A 20,968-nucleotide genomic window follows, 5' to 3' on the forward strand; every position below is an offset into this window, starting at 1 on the left:
ATTGTCTACTTTTGCAAATGAAAAGGAACGAAATTTGATAGATATGTGTACTTTTAAAAATATAAATAATTAATAATCATTTTTTGTGTCCACTTTGGGGAACTGCTACAACTGCTACAATTCACGCATATTATTTCTCGGATTTGAGTATTTTATCGCCGATTATTTCTCGGATTTGAGTATTTTATCGCCGATTATTTCTCGGATTTGAGTATTTTAACGCGATTTATTTCTCGGATTTGAGTATTTTCACTACATTTGCACCTATTATTCAAACAGTTACGATTATGACAGAATATATACATAGAAACATAGACTCAGAACTCATCGCCTGGAAGGAAGATTCCATGCGGAAACCCTTGCTGCTTCGTGGTGCCCGACAGGTTGGAAAATCATCAGCAGTTAAAAACTTTGGAAAGCAATTCGAGTATTTCGCCGAGGTAAACTTCGAACGTAACAAGGCAATCAAAACCTTCTTCCAGGGGGATATTGACGTACGATTGATTGCTAAAAAAATCAGCAGCTATATCAATGTCCCTATAGAAGCAGGTAAGACGCTTCTCTTTCTCGACGAAATCCAGGAATGCCCTGAAGCCATCATGGCACTACGCTTCTTCAAGGAAGATTATCCTGAGCTGCATGTCATAGCCGCAGGATCACTTCTGGAATTTACGCTTCAGGAACTCCCTACTTTTGGAGTAGGAAGGATTCACTCGCTCTTCATGTATCCGATGACTTTCGATGAATTTCTGTATGCCAATCACGAAGAAGGGCTCATCCTTCTCCGAAATGAAGCATACGGAAACCAGTCTTTAGATCAAGCCTTCCATGATAAACTCGTGGAATACTTCCGCACCTACCTGCTTGTTGGAGGCATGCCGGAATCTGTTCTGGCATGGACCAAGACACACGATTTCAACCGATGCAGAAACATCCAGGAAGACATCATACTGACATACGAAGATGATTTCAGCAAGTATAAAAAGAGAGTCAACCCAAATTTACTGCGCACAACGATGCGTGGTATCTGTCATCAGGCAGGAGAGAAGTTGACATACAAGCAAATATCTGCAGATTATCAGAGTTCACAAATCAGAGAAGCCCTCCGTCTGTTGACACTTGCAGGAATCGTTACTCCTGTGGTCGCTACCTCGGGCAATGGTATTCCGCTGGATGCGGAAGCTGACGAGAAAAGCATGAAGGTTCTCTTTCTGGACCCAGGATTACTGTTAGCTGTGCTTCAACTGGAAGGCTACCTGTCTCAGCAGCTCATAGAACTTATTTTAGCCGGCACCCCTCAGGAACTTGTCAATAAGGGAGGTGTAACAGAAATGGTTGCCGGACTCGAGATGATGCGTTACAAACCATGCATCCAGCGCCAGAAGATGTTTTATTGGGAGCAGAAGGGGAAGAGTGTTGCCGAGATAGACTATCTGGAAATCCACAACATGAAGATTACCCCTATCGAAATCAAATCGGGCACCCAGGGCGGCATGAAGAGTCTCTGGCTATTCATGAGAGAGAAAAAGCTCACCGAAGCCTTCCGTTGTTCCTTAGAGAATTTCGGATCATTTGATTACATTGACAAGCAGGACGATGACGCCATAAGGCATGTCACCATACTGCCTCTCTATGCATTATCCCTATTGAGAAGCCGTTAATAGTCTGCAGAAATACTCAGACCGTATTATGGGCATCGGGTGCCCAAAGTAAGAGCCTGGATTTGGGCATCATCCAAAATTACGTCCCGACGTAGACTTTACCACATGGCAACGTAACCATTCATACGTCCCGACACAGAGATTCCTGCGTCGCCATGTAATTTCAAGGGCATCGGGAGAAAAAAACAATCCCTTGCGGCATCGCTGCCGCAAGGGATTCTCATCATCTTTTTACCTTATACAGAAAACTTGCGTTAAAAAACGCACCAACTCTTAGAATTTATATACCACAAAACTATTTGCCTTCATCTTGACATTCAGGACGTTACCGTTAGCCAGAGCATCAGATACTATAGGAACAACCACGTTCTTGTTGTCAATCTTGTTCTCTGCCTGGATATCGTCGGCATGGAGAACGGTTACCTTACCAGGGTTCAACTTCTTGATGCCATTGAAGGTTACGTTGATTTCCTTCTCCTCGTTAGAAGTGTTGGCAATCTTCACGATGTAGCTCTTGGTTGTCTTGTCGAAACAAGCGGTGGCATAGAGACCATTCTCGCCAGCTACCGCCTTGCCGTTCTCGGTAAGTTTTAACACATTGGTACCCTTGTTCTCGCCGTAGAGCTGCTGAACATAGTAGTTGGCAGAACGGACAGAGCTGAGGTTATCGAACCAGATGAGGTCCGGACGCCACTGCCATCCCTCTACATGAGCGAAGAGAGGTGCATAGGTAGCCTGATAAACCACATCGGCATTACGCTCCAAACCCGTCATGAAAGCTGCCTCAGAAAGCGCAGCCTCCCAAGAGTTAGGATCGTGCTCGGCATGGGCAGCATACTCGCCGGCAAATACCTTAGGACCCTTGCGGTCGTACTTGTCGTAACGGCTGGCATTGTTGCGGAACCACTCAGGGCTCTTGTAGTAGTGCTCATCCACCATGTCTACGCCCAACTTGCGCATCTGCTCCCAACCATAGTCGAAATCCTTGCCATCAGCAGATGGACCTGATGAACCGCAGATTTTGATCTTAGGATACTTGGAATGAATCTGCTCCATGAACTTCTGCAGACGCTCAGGGTACATAGGTCCCCACTGCTCGTTACCGATACCAATCTGCTTCAGATTGAATGGAGCAGGATGACCCATATCGGCACGGAGCTTACCCCACTTGGAGGTGACAGGACCATTGGCAAACTCGATGAGGTCGAGTGCATCGTCGATATAGCTCTGGAGATCCTTGACTGCCACATGCGCATTAGGATCCTTATCATCGTTCTGATACTGGCAAGCCAGACCTACAGAAAGAATAGGTAATGGCTCTGCACCAATCTTCTCTGAAAGAAGGAAATACTCATAGAAGCCCAAGCCCAATGACTGATAATAGTTAGGGAAAAGGCGATGTGGGAAGGTATCTCTCCAGCGGTTCTCGTTCAGAGGACGGTTCTCAGGAGCACCCACAGAGTTCTTCCACTCATAACGGGTATCGAGGTCGGTTCCCTCTACGATACATCCGCCAGGGAAACGGAAGATGCCTGGCTTCAGGTCGGCAAGATCCTGTACGAGGTCGGCACGGAGACCATTCCAGTTATCTTCTGGGAAGAGAGAGATATGGTCGAGGTCTACGCTCTCAGAACCCTTCTCCAGATATACTCGCATCAATCCCTTAGGATCGGTCTGAGGAGAAGTAAGGGTAGCAGTAAGCTTCTGCCATTTATTATTGGTGATGTTGATGACCTGCTTGGCAATGACATCATTCTTTGAATTGACGAGTTCTACACGAATCTTGCCCTGCTTGCCATCGATGAGATGAAGACGGCCATATACGGTGAAATCGTACTTCATATCCTTCTTCAAGCCCATGCCGAAGAAGCCACGGTTCTCAAGACCGGTCTGCTTCTCACGTGCGCCAGCGCTCTCAAGTGTTACATAATGAGGATTGCGGTCGAAGGCAGGTTTTACGTCGCTGAGGGTTACATTTCCGAATGTATTCCATCCCATCAGACGCTGTGGAAATTCGAAGGAACGGTTCTCTACCATCTCTGCATAAAGACCACCATCGGCACCGAAGTTGATATCCTCGAAGAAGATACCGTACATGGTAGGCTGGATTTCTGCTCCAGGCTTGTTAGCCTGAACAGTAAACTGATGCTGTGCGAAAGCTCCGAGTGAAGACATCGCCAGCAATGCTGCTGCGAAAATTTTTGCTTTTCTCATATTGTTCGTTATTGTTTATTTTTAGGCTGTACCTACACTTTTCCGTGATAGGTGGTGCAAAGATAAAAAAATCCACCCCAAATGAGGTGGATTTTCTGTTTAAATATATTGGATTTTTATCCAAATCCCTGTTTTTCTACTATTTATCTAATGGAATGAGCACGAAAGTGAAGTTCTTATCGCCATAATGGAGGCGATATTTCTCCAAAGGCCATGCACCCCAAGAGTTCTCACCAGCCACACCAGAATGCTCTGCATCGAGGAAGAGATTGGTGAATTTTGACTTCTTCAGGTTGAAACTGTGACGCTGATCCTTGTCATCACCATCATCCAGTTCTTCTGTATCGAAGTGGATAGCGGAAGCATAGAATGGCTTGCAGCTCTTCACCTTGAATCCGAAGCCGGAAGCATCGGTCTGGTTCCACCAGCGCATATCGCCCTTGGTTCCACTCTCCTGTGGACGGATGTATGGGAAGTACTGGTTGTCGGCATCAGCGCTGTAGATTCCGATACGCATGCAGTCCTCACGGTCTGAATAGTTCTCGATAGGACCACGACCGTAATACTGGCTCTTGTCCATATCGTATGGCAACTGCATCAGCATACCGAAACGGAACAGATCGCTGACCTTGGCATCATCAGAAGCATCAAACTCCTGGCTTACCTTCATCGCACCGGTGTTAGGCATGATGAGATATTCGATTTCCAGCTCGCCCTTCACTTCTGGCATCTCATAGGTTGCACAGATATTGATGGTGTTTGTCTTCTTATCCTTTTCAACAGCTACACCCTTCAGGTTCATGACAGGGTTCTTCCAAACCTTGAACTTCTTCTGCAGACCTGCACCGAAATCATTATCGGTAGGAGCACGCCAGAAGTTTGGCTTCAGGGTACCGCCCTCGCCGAGGAGCGACTTACCACGATAGGTATATTCAGAGATGAGACCGGTGGTACGGTTCACCTTCACGGTCAGATCAGGAGTAGTAACGGTGATATCCTGCTCGCCCTTCTTGTCGACGAGCTTAGCCTTCACCTTCTTGCCGTCCTGAACTTTAGCCATGTTGTCTGCACAATGACCGCAGCACTTCTTCTCCTTCACTGCCAGCTGGGCATAAGCCACAATCTGACCAGCCTCCATCAGAGGTTCAGCCTTCTTCAGACGGAAGTCGATGTTGAGGAACACCTCCTTGCCCTTTACCTTAGAAAGGTCGTAAGGGATGGTGAAGTTCTTGGTCTGCTGGGCAGCCACTTCGATATCAGCGATGGTACCGTTCTGAGTCTCCACGCCATCCTCAATGAGGCTCCATGCCAAGGCATAGTTGCCTAAATCGCGGAAGAAGTTCTCATTGTGTACACTTACTTCGCCCTTCTCGGCATTCACCATCTTAGCCCAGATGTTCTGATACTGGTAGGCTACCTCGTAGGCATGAGGATTGAGCTGACGGTCTGGACCGATGATACCATTGCAGTTGAAGTTGTTGTCGCTAGGGTCGTAATTGTTGTAATCGCCACCGTAGCAATATTCTATCTTGCGGAGCTCTTCATTGCTCATCTTCTCAGGATTCTTGATGGTCATCGGCTTCAATACCTTGCGGTGCAAGCCCTGGTCAACGAAATCCCAGTCGAAACCACCCTGGAGGATAGGATACTTGCGAATCAGATTCCAGTAATCCTTCAGGTTACCGCCTGAGTTACCCATGGTATGGTTGTACTCGCACTGGATGAGCGGCATCGGACTGTTAGGGTCCTTCGCATACTTTTCACAAGCACTTACAGGATAGTACATAGGGCAGAAGATATCGGTACCCTCGCCTCTGCGAGCCTGCTCATACTGAACCGGACGGCTCTGGTCCTGGCTCTTGATCCACTTGTAAGCCTGCAGGAAGTTATCGCCCATCACAGTCTCATTACCCATACTCCAGGTTACGACACTAGGATGATTGAAGTACATGGAAACATTGTGCTGGTTGCGCTCCAGAATCTGCTTGGCAAACATCGGCTTCTTGGCAGCTGCATCATCGCCATACTGGAAACCGTGACTCTCCTGGTTAGCCTCAGCTACCACATAGATACCATACTCATCGCAGAGCTCGTACCAGCGTGGATCATCAGGATAGTGGCAAGTACGGACAGCGTTGATATTCAGGCGCTTCATAATCTTGATATCCTGAATCATGCGCTCCATGCTCAATACGTAACCTCCGTCAGGGTCCATCTCATGACGGTTGGCACCCTTGATGAGCACAGGCTGACCATTGACAAGGAACTGCTTGTTCTTGATTTCCACCTTGCGGAAACCTACCTTGACAGGAGTCATGCTAGCCGCCTTCATAGCGTCCTTCTTCTGAGCACCCATCAGGGAAACCTGGAGTGTATATAAATAAGGTGTCTCGGCACTCCACTTCTGAGGATTAGCTACCTGCAGAGAGAAATTGGCAGTACCGTTCTTTGCCACGCCGGTGGTGGTTGCTACCTGCTTGCCGTCCTTATCGAAGAGGGTGAAGACGAGCTTGCCGTTACCCTTTACCTTGGTAGAGATATTGAGCACACCATCCTTGTAGTTGTTTACAAGGTCAGGAGTAACACGGATATCCTCCAAATGCAACTGGGCATCGCGGGCAAAGAGATAGCTTTCACGAGCCACACCGCTCAAGCGCCAGAAGTCCTGATCCTCATCCCAGGAGCCATCGCACCAGCGGAAGGTCTGGAAGGCAATCAGATTCTTGCCCTTCTTCAGATAAGGAGTGATGTCAAACTCGGCAGCCACCTTGCTATCCTCTGCATAACCGGCAAACTTGCCGTTTACATAGAGATAGATGTTGGAAGTAACGCTACCGAAATGGGCTACAACCTGCTTGCCATCCCAGTTGGCAGGGATGTCGATGATACGGCGGTAAGAACCAACATGGTTGTCCTTGGTAGGAACAGCTGGTGGCTGCTGGTCGAAATGTCCGCGCCAGCCAAAGCCTACGTTCACATATTCCGGATCACCGAATCCATTCATCTCCCAGTTGCCTGGAACATTCATGGTCTTCCATTTGGAATCATCAAGATCTTCCTTGTAGAAGTCGGTAGGACGCTGGTCGGCATTAGCCACCCAGTTGAACTTCCAGGTTCCGTCGAGCGAAAGGAAATACTTGCTTTCCGTCTTGTTCATGTGCAGGATATCATTGCTCACAATCTTACCGTCTTTCTCAGAAACCCAGTCATCTGCCGGATAGGTGAAGAAATTGGTGTGCAACGGAAAACGATTGATGGCATTCACCTGAAGGTCGTGCCATTCTGTGTAAGTTGGCTGCTGGACGGTCGCCTTATTCAACGACTTAATGGCAGCCTTCGGTTTGGTTGCACCGAAGGTTGCCATAGCCAATCCTGCCAAACTTAATGTAACGAACAGTCTCTGTTTCATGTTTGTCAGTTGTTATTAATACTATTTTAAATTGATATATACCTTATTATATACAAGCATCTTACTTGATGGCAAGATACTTATCATATTCGCAGGCAGTGAGAAGCATGGCTCCCACACCGAAGTTTGCCTGAGAGTTGGCATCAACAGTCTGACCAGGGATGGCTCTCTCGCCGATAGGCTGAACATATCCCACCTTGCCATCAGGCTGAACGGCAGTCTCTGTCAGATAAGTCCAGGCACGGTCGATGACCTTCTTGTACTCCTTCTTGTTGAGATAACCATTGTTGACACCCCAAAGCATACCGTAGGTGAAGAAGGCTGTACCGCTGGTCTCAGGACCTGGAGCGTGCTCTGGGTCCATCATCGAACGGGTCCAGTAACCTTCCGGCTGCTGGATTTCAGCTACCGCCTTAGCCAGTTTCTGGAACTTGTCTACGAAGAACTGATAGTGCTGGTAGTCCTTTGGCATATCCTGAAGCACCTTAGCCAAACCTGCGAGAACCCAGCCATCACCACGAGCCCAGAAATCCTTCTTGCCGTTGGCACTCTTGTGCTTTGGATAAACGTACTTGCCATCACGGAAGTAGAGGTTGGTCTCCTTGTCGAGCATAATCTCATCGGTGGTGAGGAGATTATCGTAGAGTTTGTCGAGATACTTGGTATCGCCGGTAAGCTTGTACATCTTGGTCATCACAGGCATCACCATGTAGAGGGCATCGCTCCACCACCAGTAATCTGTTGGCTGAGAGTAAGCCTCGTAGTGCATCACCTCCTTGGCACGCTTCACCATATATTCTGATGCTGCGGCATTTCCCTTGGCGGCCTCGATGTTATAGAGGTCGATGTAGGTCTGGAAGCAAATCTGCCAGTCGCCGAAGAGAACGTGATCTTTTCCCTCGCCGTATGGCTTATACTTCCACTTGGCTGGGTTTGCCTCTGTAGCACCGGTCCAGTCGTTGTGTTCAGCCCAACGGATAGAGTAGTCGAGCATTTTCTGGTCCATGAGCATCTTATATACTTCCATGTTGCCGGTATGATAAGCGGCATTGTCCCAGAAGGCACGAACCTCAGGCTTGTTGTTAGCCTGCCAGTAGTTATTCACCTTGGTGATGAGTTCCACCACCTGCTCATGATTCCATTTCCTGGAAGCCTTCACTTCCTTCTTATTCTGTTTCTTGACCTTAGCGGTCTTCCTGGCTGGCTGTGCTGCACTCAGAGGCAAAGCCAAGGCTGCAGCTGCCAACATCATCAATATCTTGCGCATGATTAATTATCAATTATAAATTACCACTTGTCCTTGGTAACAATCTCGTCCTTCCAGTGATGGTCCTTAGGGAACTGCTGGTTGTTCCATGCCTTCACCTGGGTCCAAGGCTGTGCTGCATCTGTCCAGAACGGATGATCGGCAGGCAGGCCGAGAGGCATGAAGGCAAGGGTGGTCATATAGAGCGAGCCGTTGTTGGTATACCAGTCGGCAACGTTCTTCTGGCTGTTTCCGCAGAAACCGATAGAGAGATAACCCTTCTCATTGAAGTTGTTCTCCTGGTCGAACATGCGATGCAGCACCTTGGTCAGGGCTGCACGAACCTGACCATTGCTCAAATCCTTAGGCAACTTCTGATACCATGCCATCAGAGCAAGCGGCTGCATGGTTGCCATGCGGTAAGGAATGCTTCTGCCGAAAGCCGGGAAGGTTCCTTCCGGAGAGATGAATCTTTCGAGAATGATGCTGTACTTCTGGCAGCGCTTCAACTCCCGGTCGTAGTACTTCTGATAGTCGAGGCGGGAATTCACCTTGGCATCCACCATCGCCTGGAGTGTTTCCAGATACATCGGATGGAACACATAGCTGCTGTAGTAATCGAAAGCGAACGAAGGACCGTCAGCATACCAGCCATCACCTACATACCACTCCTCTACCTTGCGGCAGGCAGAATTGACGCGATATTCATCGAAATCGCCACCCGCCTTTGCCATGAAGCTCTCGATGGTAGAAGAGAAGAGAAGCCAGTTGGTATAAGGAGGATCGATGTGGCGGAGCTTGGCAAACTCCTTCAGGTATCGCTGCTTGGTCACCTCGTCCAAAGGCTTCCAGAGTGTATCGTAAGCCCGGAGGAAACTCTCGGCGATATAGGCTGCATCAACCAGGTTCTGACCGCCGATGCCCCAGCAGAGATAGTCAGGGTTCTGAGGATCTACGGCATTCTTGTAAGAAGCCAAAGCCCATTCACGCAGCTGCTTGCGCTGCTTACCTTCGGCTGTAGCATCATCAGGAAGGGTGAGCCAAGGAGCCACACCAGCCATCAGTCTGCCGAAGCACTCCATATAGAGCACCTTCCTGTTGCGGTTGTCGAAGCTTGGACTGAACTCCGTCTGCATGTTCTTCTGCAGCTCGCCCTTAGCCATGTTCTCCAGAACAGGCTGGGCCATCTTGTAGGCAAGCGAGCACCAGTATTGGCGGTCGCTCTGCTGTACTGTTTTTTTCTTGGCAGAAATTCCCATGAAAGGAAGCAGCGCCAAGACAAGGGTCATCATGATACTCTTAAATATATAATTCATAGATAGTTGTATATTGTTTGTTGTTATTAATAATTGTAAGTTGAAAGTTGCCGGTAGCCTCAGCTAAGCAACTGCAAAGATATGTATAATTAATTAGAAACAAGCAGAGCGACCGTATTTTTTATTGTTTTTTCAACACTGGTGTACCGTTTTCCCAAGAAATAGGCACCCAGAGGTGACGACTGTCGCTCAAATGCTTCGGATTCCACATATCTGCCATGAATACATATTCGGCGCCATGGAACATCTTCTTCTGTGCTGCAGTTTCAACCTTATATATATAGGTACCCTGTGCACCGAAGGTCTTGTCGGCACCCTCACCACGGCAAGGATTAGGCAACTGCTCCCAAGGACCATAGATATTCTTAGCCTTGAACATGCGGGCAGCATTTGGAGCCCATCCGGTACATCCGCTGGTAATCATCCAGTAGATGCCATCCTGCTTGAAGATGGTTGGAGCCTCGTTCTGTCCGCCGGCAGCTACTCGTACGTAGCTGCCGTTGTGCTGCATGTAATCATCTGTCAACTGTGCGATTTGGAGTGTTAAATTTTCCTCTGAAGAATAGATATGGTAAGCCTTGCCATCATCGTCGATGAAGATGGTCATATCTCTAGACATCTGTCCTCCCTCAAAGTCTCTCATCCAGAACATGCCGCGCTCTATCTGCTTGCGCCATTCCGGAGTCCACCAGCTCTTCAATTCCGGGAAGAGAAGCTGATGCTTGAGGTCGGTAGTATCTGGCTTGGCGAACCCTACAGGATAGATACCCGGATTCACTCTTCCAGAACGGATGAACTTGAAAGGTCCGAAAGGAGTATCGCTGGTAGCCACACCATAGCGGGCTGCAGCATATCCCTGCCCCTTCAATTCGAGATGGAACCACATGACGAACTTCCCGGTCTTCTGATTATAGAGAACCTTAGGGCGCTCGATGATGCAACCACCCTCGATGTCGCTGCCTGGTTCATTAGAAACAGGGAGCACCAATCCATGGTTGGTCCATTTCTTGAGATCCTTGGAAGTAAAGCAGCTTACGCCGAGAGAGCTGTAAGGCTTGCCATCCTGCGAACGGCTTTCGCCATACCAGTAGTAGGTACCCTTGTAGTTGAAGATGTTGCCACCATGTGCATTGATATGCTTGCCGGTATTGTCTTTCCATACTCCTCCGTCCATCGGAGCCTGAGCCAGAGTCGGGAGACAAGACATCATCCACAACATGATAAATGTGAATAGTTTATTCATTTTACTGAAGTTATTATTAAGTTAGTGAATACGCTAATTGTTTATTCCGATTGCAAAATTAAAGAAAAAGCCCCTTTTCGGGGTCTATTATTCGGTATAAAAGGGATACAAATCGGGAAAATGCAGGAAAACAAATGCAAATCATCACTTCTCCCCCTCTACAAATTTGTTATTTACCATAGATGGCTTTTCCTATCACCATTCTGCGCGAAATGATGTATGATGTATTTAGAATCTTTGCATCAATAGTATTTATGAATACAGCTTCATAGAAACGACAAAAAGGGTGCATCATTAACTTATGACACACCCTCTTACTTCATATTTAGCAGATAAAAATATTATTTTTCATCAACCTCATAACCTGGATTTTGCTCCAATTTAGCATCCTTGTTAAGCTGAATCTCGGTCAAAGGAATCGGTAATAAGATATGCTTATTTGCATCAAAGCCAGAGATTCTCTTATTTTCTGATTTCTCTGCCCACTTGGTAACCATCATATTAACACGATTAGCAAGTTGTCCTGTTCTCATTAATGTGAAGCGTCGGTTTTCCTCGCCTACCAGTTCTCGGATACGCTCATCAAGGATGAAATCGATGGAAATATCAGAAGCACTAACCCTGCCAGCTCCAGGAGCAATCTGTCGATAATCCTTGAATGCACGGTCACGGAGAACATTGATATCATCAGCTGCCCCCTGACTATTGCCCTGACGGAAACGAGCTTCAGCTCTTAACAAGTAGGCTTCAGCAAATCGCATCAAAGGAATATCCTTGACCATTGCATACCCAAAGTCATCTGTAGGGTCGTATGCACCCCACTTTGTTGTATGTGGATACATTACATTCAAAGTGTCTGCTTCATGGCAATATACTTTATCACCCAATCCAATTGTAATCTTCTTGACAACTTTACTTTCGTCATTTTCCCAATATCCATTAGCATTGATACCAATGGTTGCCTTATCTGCCTTCGGTTGCTTGTTACAATAGATGGTACGACGGATATTGAAGTTGGAGTTACGGATGTCACCTTCCTCAAAAATTCCATATTTTACATAGTTACTCAAACGAAGGCGACCGTTTCCACGTCCACCTATAGAATCAGCATTCTGCATAAAGTCTGATAACTTGTGGAAGGCAGGAACCCAGTTACGACGCTGCTGTGCATTGTCAATAGTACCGCCAGATACAGAAGTATTATATTCCTGTTCATAAGTCCATATTCCTTCGGTATTACCTTGGCTTCGGCGTTGATTTCCCCAACGGAACATATCATGATAGTAATCACCAGCCTCACCCGTAAATTTACCATAACGTTCAGAAATCAGCTTGTAATTTCCACTGGTAATTGTTGGGGTTATAGCATCTTCAGCTTTCTTATAGTATGAGTTGTCACGCATACCTATACGAAGAAAAGCTTCTGCTGCAACCATACGAGCTGCATCCTTGCTAATTCGTGATTCTTTTGTCAATGCATTCACTTCAGGAAGACCTGCAATAGCCTCAGTGATATCCTTCTCTATCTGAACGTCAATCTCTGCCACAGGTGTACGAGTATAGTCTGTTTTTGGATTAGACGCAGACTCTGTTATCAAAGGAACTGCTCCCCAACCAGTAACCAACTTGTTATAACAATAAGCACGGAAAAATTTAGCTTCTGCTACACACGCTGTAGCACTGGCATCTTCTCCATTGGCTGAGATAATTTGATTTGCACCATTGATGATGCTATATAGTCTTTCCCAATAAAGACGTACGCCTAAACTCTCAGAGTTCAGCTCTCCATACTTATAGAATGGAACCTCTGAACCCTCTGTGTCGCCAGGAGCACCGACATCAGTACCATCTTGCCATATTCCCCAGAAACCTTGAGGCCATGATATTCCTAAAAGTTGACCTATCTGATAGTGTAAACCTAAAACTTTAGCATTCACATCAGAAACATCGGTTCCATAGTTAGAGTACATCTTCTCATCAAGAAAGCTATCGCTACATGATGTGCTTCCCAATGCCAATACAGAGGCTACTGCAGAAGCAATTATAATCTTATTTAGTTTCATTGTTTTCAATTTTAGAATGTCAAGTTGATTCCGAATGTATAACTCTTTGTCATTGGATAGTTGTCTTCCCAATTTCCTGATCCACGTCCATCCTGGCGAGTTTCAGGATCCCATCCTATCCAATCGGTAAAGGTGAAAAGGTTGCGACCAGTGAAGTATACAGTCAAGCCACCTAATCCCACTTTATGCATGGTTGTTTCTGGAAAAGCATAACTCAATGTAACATCTTTAACACGGGTAAAGCTTGCATTCTGGGCAAATCCATATCCATGTTTATTTGAGTTTTTGCGCAAAGAACGCCATTCATTACTCTTATTCTCTGGAGTCCAGTAGCCAATCTCTGTAGTTGTATTACGACGACCCATCTCATCTCCAGCCATACCAATAAGATTATTATTCTTCTTCATTCCCTGCACAGTTTGGATGAATACACTCAGGGACAAGCCTTTGTAGGTAAAGGTATTGGTAATACCTCCAATCCATTTTGGAGTAGTCTGTCCCTTAACATGTCGGTCGTTATCATCTATCTTACCATCGTTATTACGGTCTGCCAACTTTACGTCACCAGCTTCTGCTACCGGATCCCATTTCTTATGTAATCCAGCGGCTATTTCATCTTCCTGCCAGATTCCTACCATATCATAATCATAGATTACACCGATAGGCTGACCTATGAACCAACGGTTGCCCAAATCGTCCTTACCATCACCATAGAGATCCTTGATGCGGTTCTGGTTCCATGAGAATACCAAAGTTGTTCCCCAAGTAAAGTCCTTGGTAACAATATTCTTTGAGTTTACAGTAAATTCTACACCCTTGTTGGCTGTTTTACCCATATTGGCATATACATCACTGAAGCCTGACACCTTAGGCAAATTACGCTTCAGAAGCAAACCTGTTGTTGTTGAAGTGTAAATATCCAAGTTTCCATTGATACGATTATTCAACAGTCCAAAGTCTAATCCAACATTGAAAGTTTTGGTAGTCTCCCAAGAGAGGTTGGAATTACCCATACGACTATTTGGAACAAGACCTACTACAGAATTTTTACCCATAGCAAATTTTTTCACGTCCATTTTCATCAATGTCTGATATACGCCGATTGCCTCATTACCTGATTTACCATATGAAAGGCGAAGCTTTAAGTTATTCAGCCAATTCTGAGACTTCTGCATGAACTGTTCGTTTGCAATATTCCAACCCAATGCTACAGAAGGGAATACACCATACTTGTTATTCTCTCCAAATACAGAAGAACCGTCACGACGTACAGTAAATGTAAACAGATAACGACTATCATAAGAATAGTTCAAACGTCCCATTTGTGAAACGGTAGTGTATAAATCTGCATAAGATTTCACAGAAGCAGACTCTGCACCTTCCAAATTATCAAATCCGAGGTCATCATTGATAAACTTGCTACCTTTAGCTGTTGACTCCGAATATTTTTTACGAGAAGCAGCATACAATCCCGTTAAATCGAAATGATGCTTTTCGATATCCTTTGCATAAGTAAGGATATTCTCGATAGTATAGGTCTGAGTATCCTTGTTGATGATTTCACCAGTTCCATTCAGATCATTAGCTGCAGCACCTGTATAGGTATTTGTACGGGCTGGCGCATAAGAGAAACCTGCATTGAGTTTATATTTCAAGCCAGCTAATGGTTTCCAGATGTGTCCGAAATCCATTTCAGCAAAACCATTGATGCTAACATTCCATTGACGACGTTCTGCCTGCTTGGTCTGGCCGATCATAGGATTGGCCCACAACTGCTCTGAATACATAGGATAAATGCAGTAGCTACCATCTTCATTATACATCTTTCCCCAAGGAGACATAGCCTCTGCATTCAAGAAATTTACACGTCCTCCATCACGGTTATGAGATGCAATATAGGTGTTAGTTCCCACCTTCAAATAATCGGTAACATCCATATCAATATTGGTGCGGAGAGAATAACGTTTATAGTTGAATCCCTTCAATACACCTTTTTGGCTCAGATAATCACCAGAAACATAGTATCTGACTCTTTCTGCACCACCTGCGACACTGATATTATGGTCTGTGATAATTCCTGTTTGTGAAGCTTCATCATAAATCCAATCTGTCTGAATACCTTTCTCATAATTTTCAGCTTCATTTGCATACTTAACATTATCATTATACATGCTCTCACCAGGATTGATAGCAATATAATCCTTGTAACGCTGGATAATCTGGTTTCCATCGCAGAACTTCAATTTATGAGAAAAATCTTCTAAACCGATATAGCCACTATATCTGATAGTAGGTTTTCCTGATTTACCATGCTTGGTAGTAATCAGAATAACACCATTGGCACCATTGGTACCATAAATAGCTGTGGCAGAAGCATCTTTCAAGATTTCCATTGATTCGATATCAGAAGGTGCAATATCATTGAGAGAACCACCAGTCTTGTTGATAGGCACACCATCAACTACAATGTATGGTCCTGAATTAGCATTAATAGAGTTTTGACCACGTACCAATGCACTTGGAGCATCACCTGGAATGGAAGAACTTTGAGTAATGGTTACACCGGCTGCCGCGCCCTGAACAGCCTGCAGCACGTTAGTAACAGGAAGTTTCTCAAGGCGTTCTTTGTTTACAGATGTTACAGACCCCGTAACATCCGACTTTTTCTGGACACCATAACCTACGACAACCACCTCATTGAGTGTCTGGTTATCGTCCTGTAACGTTACCTTTACTGGTCCTTTACCGACCTTAATGGTCTGTGTTTTAAAACCAACATAGGAGATTTCTAAAGTTGAACCAGGAGCTGCGTTCAGAGTAAAGTTACCATCAAGGTCAGTAACTGTACCTCCTTTTTGCCCCCCTACTTTTACGGTAGCACCGATAATAGGTTCACCGTTGCTATCAACGACTGTACCTTGTACCTTACCTGACTGCTGTACAATCTGTACAGAAGGAACAGCCATAACAGACTGAGGAGAGAGAGCTAAGCCTGAGGCTATAGCAGCTAACGCCATCAATCTTCTAGACGTGATGTTTAGATTTACATTTTCCATTAGTTGTACATTTTTGTTAGTTATATACTTTTTTGTTATTTATATTTGTTTATTCTCGATTGTCATTTGCGGATTTACCAAATCTCGCCCATAGAATGTTCTTTGTTCTAGGTGCAAAATTCGGTCTTTTTTGTTAATATAAGGAGAAAATTTCGATATTCATAGGGAACATATCGTTAAAAACTACTTTTTTTTACCCTTTTTACTAAAATATTTATAACTTTGCAGCAAAAATTAAGAATCTAAAAATAACAGGTAAAAGACATGAAAACAACCATCTTTCACATCCTTATCGGTCTGATATGCTTTGCCACCCAGGTCAAAGCACAGGATTTTCCGTTCCGTTATCTCCCTCCTATCACCATTGCGCCTACCGAAGAGGCAAGCTGCATGTTCTTCGACAAGGAAGGCATGATGTGGGTGGGAACCAATGCAGGAGTGAAATCATACGATGGCTATCATGTGAAAACCTACAAGACGAATGCTTACCAGCCAGGCATTCTGCCCAACAACACCATCCGTTCCATAGCCGAAGATCATCAGGATAATCTTTGGCTGGGAACTCGCAACGGTCTGGTAAGGATGAACAAGCGCACCGGAAAGTTCAAGACTTTCTTCCTGCCAGATGAATCTCAGCGCATCATCTATACCCTCTTCGTATCAAAAGATGGAACTTTATGGATTGGAACTGATGGCGGTCTCTCCTACTTCAATTCCAAGACAGAGACGTTCTATACCTATAATAATAAGAATGCATGGCTCATTGATGAGGATGGCAGCAGAAAGAAAATGCCCGGCTATAGCGTGAAAGCCATCATAGAAGACAGAAACGGCGACCTGCTCATCGGCACCTGGTCGTCAGGTCTCATGCGCTTCCGCCGTGGAGGCAATACCTTCTACCGCTATCCGCAGCTCAATGCCACCAATTCCGCCTACTCCCTCTTCCTCGACAAGCACAACCACCTGTGGGTGGGAACCTGGGGATATGGCGTTGTACGTCTGGACAATCCGGGAAATGTACGACAGCCGAAAATGCATCAATACCCGTATAGCACCAGCCATTTTGATACCTTCTATAAGATAGTACACGACCCTGTAACAAAAACGCTCTGGGCATGTACCCGAGAAGGTGTGTGCTATCTCGAAGAAGATATGCCTAATGCAGAATGGAAAGGATATACCTCTATCGGCAACAACCCTCTCAACTTCAACAACGATATCGCTACCGATGGCAAAGGCAACATCTGGCTCTGTACGCAGAACAACGGTATTCTGCAGGTCAACACCCAGCCTTCGCTGTTCAAACTCTGGAATCTCGATACCAGTCATACTCATCTCACCATCAACTACTTATATTCCATACTCACTACCGATGGCGAAAATTTCTGGCTGGGATTGAATCCATACGGCATCGCCCTGCACAACCGAAAGACAGGTAAAACACTCTTCAACCAGGAAATTCCGGGATTTTCTGACATCCCATCCAGAGCCTTTACCACAAGTATCTCGGATATTGCCCAGAGAAGCAATGGAGAAATCTGGATAGCCAACAACAATTATGGCGTCATCGTCAAGCCATTGGGTAAACCAGCCTATCAGATTACGCACGAAAAGCATCCATCCATCATACAGGATAATTTCGTCAACACCTTGTTCAAATCGAAAGATAAAGTAATGTGGATAGGACAGCGCAACGGCTTGAGCATCGTAACTCCTGACAATCAGGGATATCGGATCACGATGAAGGAGGGAAAGAAGAACTTAACCTTATGCGACATCCGCCATATCTCGCAAGATAAGCAAGGAAACATCTGGCTGGCTACCGATAATGAAGGTATCATACGCATATCTGGCAACGCCAGGAACAAGAAGACTTTGAAATTCAAACAGTATAATCCAGACCATCATAACTTTGCCATTGATGATGCCACCGCCTGCCTCGAAGACTCGAAAGGAAGACTCTGGGCTATCTCAAACAGTGGCGGACTCTTCCTATATAATAAGGTGGAAGACCGTTTTGAACCAAAGAACCATGAATATCATCTGCCGGGCGACCGTGTGCTCACCATCAAGGAAGACGAGAAGGGTAATCTCTGGCTCACCACCGACTATGCCCTCGTGAACATCATCTGGGGCAATGACAGCGAAAAACCGCAGGACATCACCTACTTTACCAGCGAAGACGGCATAGGAAATGTTCTCTTCTCGCCAAATACGGCATGCAAGTATGGAAAGGAGCTCTTCTTCGGAAGCCGAACCAGCTTCTTCTCATTCATGCCGTCCATGAAGACTAGGCTAAAAGGCAATAGAAGTCCCAAGCTGGTGATAACAGATATCATCATTGATGACCTGCCATTCGCTCAACTCGATTCTATCGACAAGGAAGAGATTTCGAAAGAGATGCCAGACTATACCCGCAAAATCACGATACCGGCAAGGGTGAAGAAATTCAACGTGGAGTTCTCTCTCCTCACCTACGGCAATACAGAGAAAAACGTATACGCCTACCAGCTGAAAGGTTATGACGAAGACTGGCAATACTGCGCCAAAGGTGTCCATAGGGCTTCCTTCCAGAATCTTCCTTCCGGAACCTATCAACTGAGGGTAAAGGCTACGGACGGTTATGGTCATTGGCAAGAACTGCCCTACACCATCACCATCAAGGTGCTGCCGCCATGGTATGCCTCCAGAATAGCCTTCATGCTCTATATCCTGATGCTCATTGGCGGCATCTTTGCTACTGCCAGATGGTATAAGGAGCGGGTGAAGACCAGAAACAGCCTGCAGATGGGAGTTATCCTCACCAATATCACCCACGAGCTGCTCACCCCTCTTACCATCATCTCTGCCACCATCTACAAACTCAAGGCGATGGCACCACAGTATGAGGAAGATTACCTGGTGATGGACTGCAACATCAACCGCACCACCCGGCTCCTGCGACAGATTCTAGAAGTAAGAAAGTCGCAGGCAGGACAGCTGCATCTGCTCGTGAGCCGCGGCAACCTGATTTCGTTCATCGAAGAAGCCTGCGAGAATATCCGTCCGATGGCTGAGCATCAGAAGGTTACGCTATCACTGGAGAAGCCGAAGGCAGAAGGCACGGCATGGTTTGATGCAGACAAGATGGATAAGATTATCTACAACCTGCTCTCCAACGCCATTAAATATAACAAGGTGGGAGGCAAGATTGATGTATCGCTCAGTCTCAGCAAGGATCAGGCGGTCATCACGATTGCTGATAATGGCATCGGTATGTCGAAGAAGAAGATGAAGCATCTCTACACCCGATTCTTCGATGGCGACTACCGCAAGCAGAACATGCCGGGAACCGGCATCGGACTGTCGTTGACCCACGACCTGGTGAAACTGCATCATGGCGATATCCAATGTGAAAGTCAGGAAGGCGAAGGTACTACCTTCACCATCACCCTGCCTATCAGAAAAAGTGCGTATGCACCAGACGAAATAGACAACTCTGACAAACCAAATGCTGTAAACCAGGAAGCCATCAGACAGGCAAGCCAGGAAACGAAGCTGGATTCCCAACCTGCTTCCGATGACAAGCCTAAGCTGGCACCAGTCCACCAGAGCATCTTCATCCGCAAGAATGCAAGCAAGATCCTGGTGGTTGAGGACAACGAGGAACTGCTCGCCCTGATGCTGCAGGTATTGAGCAAGAACTATCATGTGTTTACGGCAAAGAACGGAAAGCAGGCAATGAGCATCATCATGAAGGAGAAACTCGACCTCGTGGTGAGCGACGTGATGATGCCAATCATGGATGGTATCGAACTGACCAAGCAGCTCAAGTCTGACAAGAGCTTCTGGCAGCTGCCTATCATCCTGCTCACCGCCAAGAATAAGGAAGAGGACAAGACCGAGGCTTATGCCACAGGAGCGGATGCCTACATCACCAAGCCATTCAAGTTTGACGAACTGGAAGTCCGCATCAATGCCCTGCTTGCCAACCGCAAGAAGATGATAGAAAAGATTCAGGCTGAAATTTCGCTCCAGACAAGCGCTGAGGACGAAGCACAGGCTGCATTACATTTGAGCAACCCAGACCAGGCATTCATCACTCGTGCCACAGAGGTAGTGATGCAACATCTTGCAGATGGCGATTACAACCGCGAGTCTTTTGCCAAGGATATGGCGATGGGTGAATCCACCCTATATAATAAGGTGAAAGCCACAACGGGACAAACGGTCATTGCCTTCATCACCAGCATCCGCCTGAAGGAGGCTCAGCGCATCATCCGGTCGAACCCAAACATCCTGATCAGCGATGTGGCAATACAAGTGGGCTTCAACACCCCGAAGTATTTCTCTAAGTGCTTCAAGAAGGAGTTCGGCATCTTCCCGAAGGAGTATGCTGAGCAACTGAAAGATATCAAATAAATACTATCTCCCTGCCACTATTCTGCGCGAAATCCATAGAAACCTGTCGTAATCTCATTTTTTTGTAACTTTGCGACAGGTTTCACTAATATGAGATAGACATGAAGGAGAGTATTATAAGCAGAGAACAGCAACTATCTGTTTGAAAAATAAGGAAATGCACCATTAAACTGGCGAAAAAAAGACGGACAAATTGAATTTGTCCGGCCCTTTTGCCCAGGCGTATATAATACACTGATAAACAAGTATTTAGAATCCTCTGGACAATTTGTCTGTGTTATTTTTTTTCGAGAACCCTGAAAGAATGGCAAGGTTTCCACCTAGCAGATGTATTCCCAAGAAGAAAACGATGCCTTCTC

9 protein-coding genes are annotated in these 20,968 nt (G+C 46.0%); 2 read left to right on the forward strand and 7 right to left on the reverse strand.

What is annotated here, in order from left to right:
- Nucleotides 1-287 precede the first annotated feature (287 nt).
- A complete protein-coding gene (locus tag ACTQ53_RS10755) occupies nt 288-1,661 on the forward strand; it encodes an ATP-binding protein (RefSeq protein ID WP_441933015.1) in 1,374 nt (457 codons plus the stop codon).
- 273 nt (nt 1,662-1,934) lie between these two features.
- On the opposite strand, the gene ACTQ53_RS10760 is transcribed toward ACTQ53_RS10755, so the two are convergent.
- The 7 genes from ACTQ53_RS10760 to ACTQ53_RS10790 form a co-directional block, all read right to left on the reverse strand.
- Entirely contained in the window at nt 1,935-3,875 is a 1,941-nt protein-coding gene (locus ACTQ53_RS10760; RefSeq protein ID WP_441933016.1) for an alpha-L-arabinofuranosidase C-terminal domain-containing protein, read from the reverse strand.
- A 139-nt stretch (nt 3,876-4,014) separates the two neighbouring features.
- Nucleotides 4,015-7,284, reverse strand: a complete 3,270-nt coding sequence (locus ACTQ53_RS10765; protein WP_441933017.1) for a glycoside hydrolase family 2 TIM barrel-domain containing protein — start codon at nt 7,282-7,284, stop codon at nt 4,015-4,017.
- 61 nt (nt 7,285-7,345) lie between these two features.
- Nucleotides 7,346-8,551, reverse strand: coding sequence for a glycoside hydrolase family 88/105 protein (locus ACTQ53_RS10770; protein WP_441933018.1), 1,206 nt, complete (start codon nt 8,549-8,551; stop codon nt 7,346-7,348).
- A gap of 20 nt (nt 8,552-8,571) precedes the next feature.
- On the reverse strand, nt 8,572-9,822 hold the full coding sequence (locus ACTQ53_RS10775) for a DUF2264 domain-containing protein (RefSeq protein ID WP_441933038.1): 1,251 nt from the start codon (nt 9,820-9,822) through the stop codon (nt 8,572-8,574).
- Between the two features lie 145 nt (nt 9,823-9,967).
- Nucleotides 9,968-11,089 (reverse strand): glycoside hydrolase family 43 protein, encoded by a 1,122-nt coding sequence (locus tag ACTQ53_RS10780; RefSeq protein ID WP_441933019.1) that lies wholly within the window; start codon nt 11,087-11,089, stop codon nt 9,968-9,970.
- 341 nt (nt 11,090-11,430) lie between these two features.
- Nucleotides 11,431-13,152: a RagB/SusD family nutrient uptake outer membrane protein gene (locus ACTQ53_RS10785; protein ID WP_441933020.1), complete on the reverse strand. Its 1,722-nt coding sequence runs from the start codon at nt 13,150-13,152 to the stop codon at nt 11,431-11,433.
- Between the two features lie 11 nt (nt 13,153-13,163).
- Nucleotides 13,164-16,208 carry a SusC/RagA family TonB-linked outer membrane protein gene (locus tag ACTQ53_RS10790; protein ID WP_441933021.1) on the reverse strand — a complete coding sequence of 1,015 codons (3,045 nt, stop codon included), beginning with the start codon at nt 16,206-16,208 and terminating at the stop codon, nt 13,164-13,166.
- A 264-nt stretch (nt 16,209-16,472) separates the two neighbouring features.
- Between ACTQ53_RS10790 and ACTQ53_RS10795 the strand changes: the two genes are divergently transcribed.
- Complete coding sequence (locus tag ACTQ53_RS10795; RefSeq protein ID WP_441933022.1) at nt 16,473-20,609, forward strand: hybrid sensor histidine kinase/response regulator transcription factor; 4,137 nt, start codon at nt 16,473-16,475, stop codon at nt 20,607-20,609.
- The last annotated feature ends 359 nt before the right edge of the window (nt 20,610-20,968 follow it).

This window comes from Prevotella sp. Sow4_E9_plate, assembly GCF_052116205.1.
GTDB lineage: Bacteria > Bacteroidota > Bacteroidia > Bacteroidales > Bacteroidaceae > Prevotella.

Bases quoted from the DNA above. Each gene is read 5' to 3' on its own strand.
- ACTQ53_RS10755 (WP_441933015.1), top strand. From the start codon at position 288: ATGACAGAATATATACATAGAAACATAGACTCAGAACTCATCGCCTGG.
- ACTQ53_RS10760 (WP_441933016.1), bottom strand. From the start codon at position 3,875: ATGAGAAAAGCAAAAATTTTCGCAGCAGCATTGCTGGCGATGTCTTCA.
- ACTQ53_RS10765 (WP_441933017.1), bottom strand. From the start codon at position 7,284: ATGAAACAGAGACTGTTCGTTACATTAAGTTTGGCAGGATTGGCTATG.
- ACTQ53_RS10770 (WP_441933018.1), bottom strand. From the start codon at position 8,551: ATGCGCAAGATATTGATGATGTTGGCAGCTGCAGCCTTGGCTTTGCCT.
- ACTQ53_RS10775 (WP_441933038.1), bottom strand. From the start codon at position 9,822: ATGATGACCCTTGTCTTGGCGCTGCTTCCTTTCATGGGAATTTCTGCC.
- ACTQ53_RS10780 (WP_441933019.1), bottom strand. From the start codon at position 11,089: ATGAATAAACTATTCACATTTATCATGTTGTGGATGATGTCTTGTCTC.
- ACTQ53_RS10785 (WP_441933020.1), bottom strand. From the start codon at position 13,152: ATGAAACTAAATAAGATTATAATTGCTTCTGCAGTAGCCTCTGTATTG.
- ACTQ53_RS10790 (WP_441933021.1), bottom strand. From the start codon at position 16,208: ATGGAAAATGTAAATCTAAACATCACGTCTAGAAGATTGATGGCGTTA.
- ACTQ53_RS10795 (WP_441933022.1), top strand. From the start codon at position 16,473: ATGAAAACAACCATCTTTCACATCCTTATCGGTCTGATATGCTTTGCC.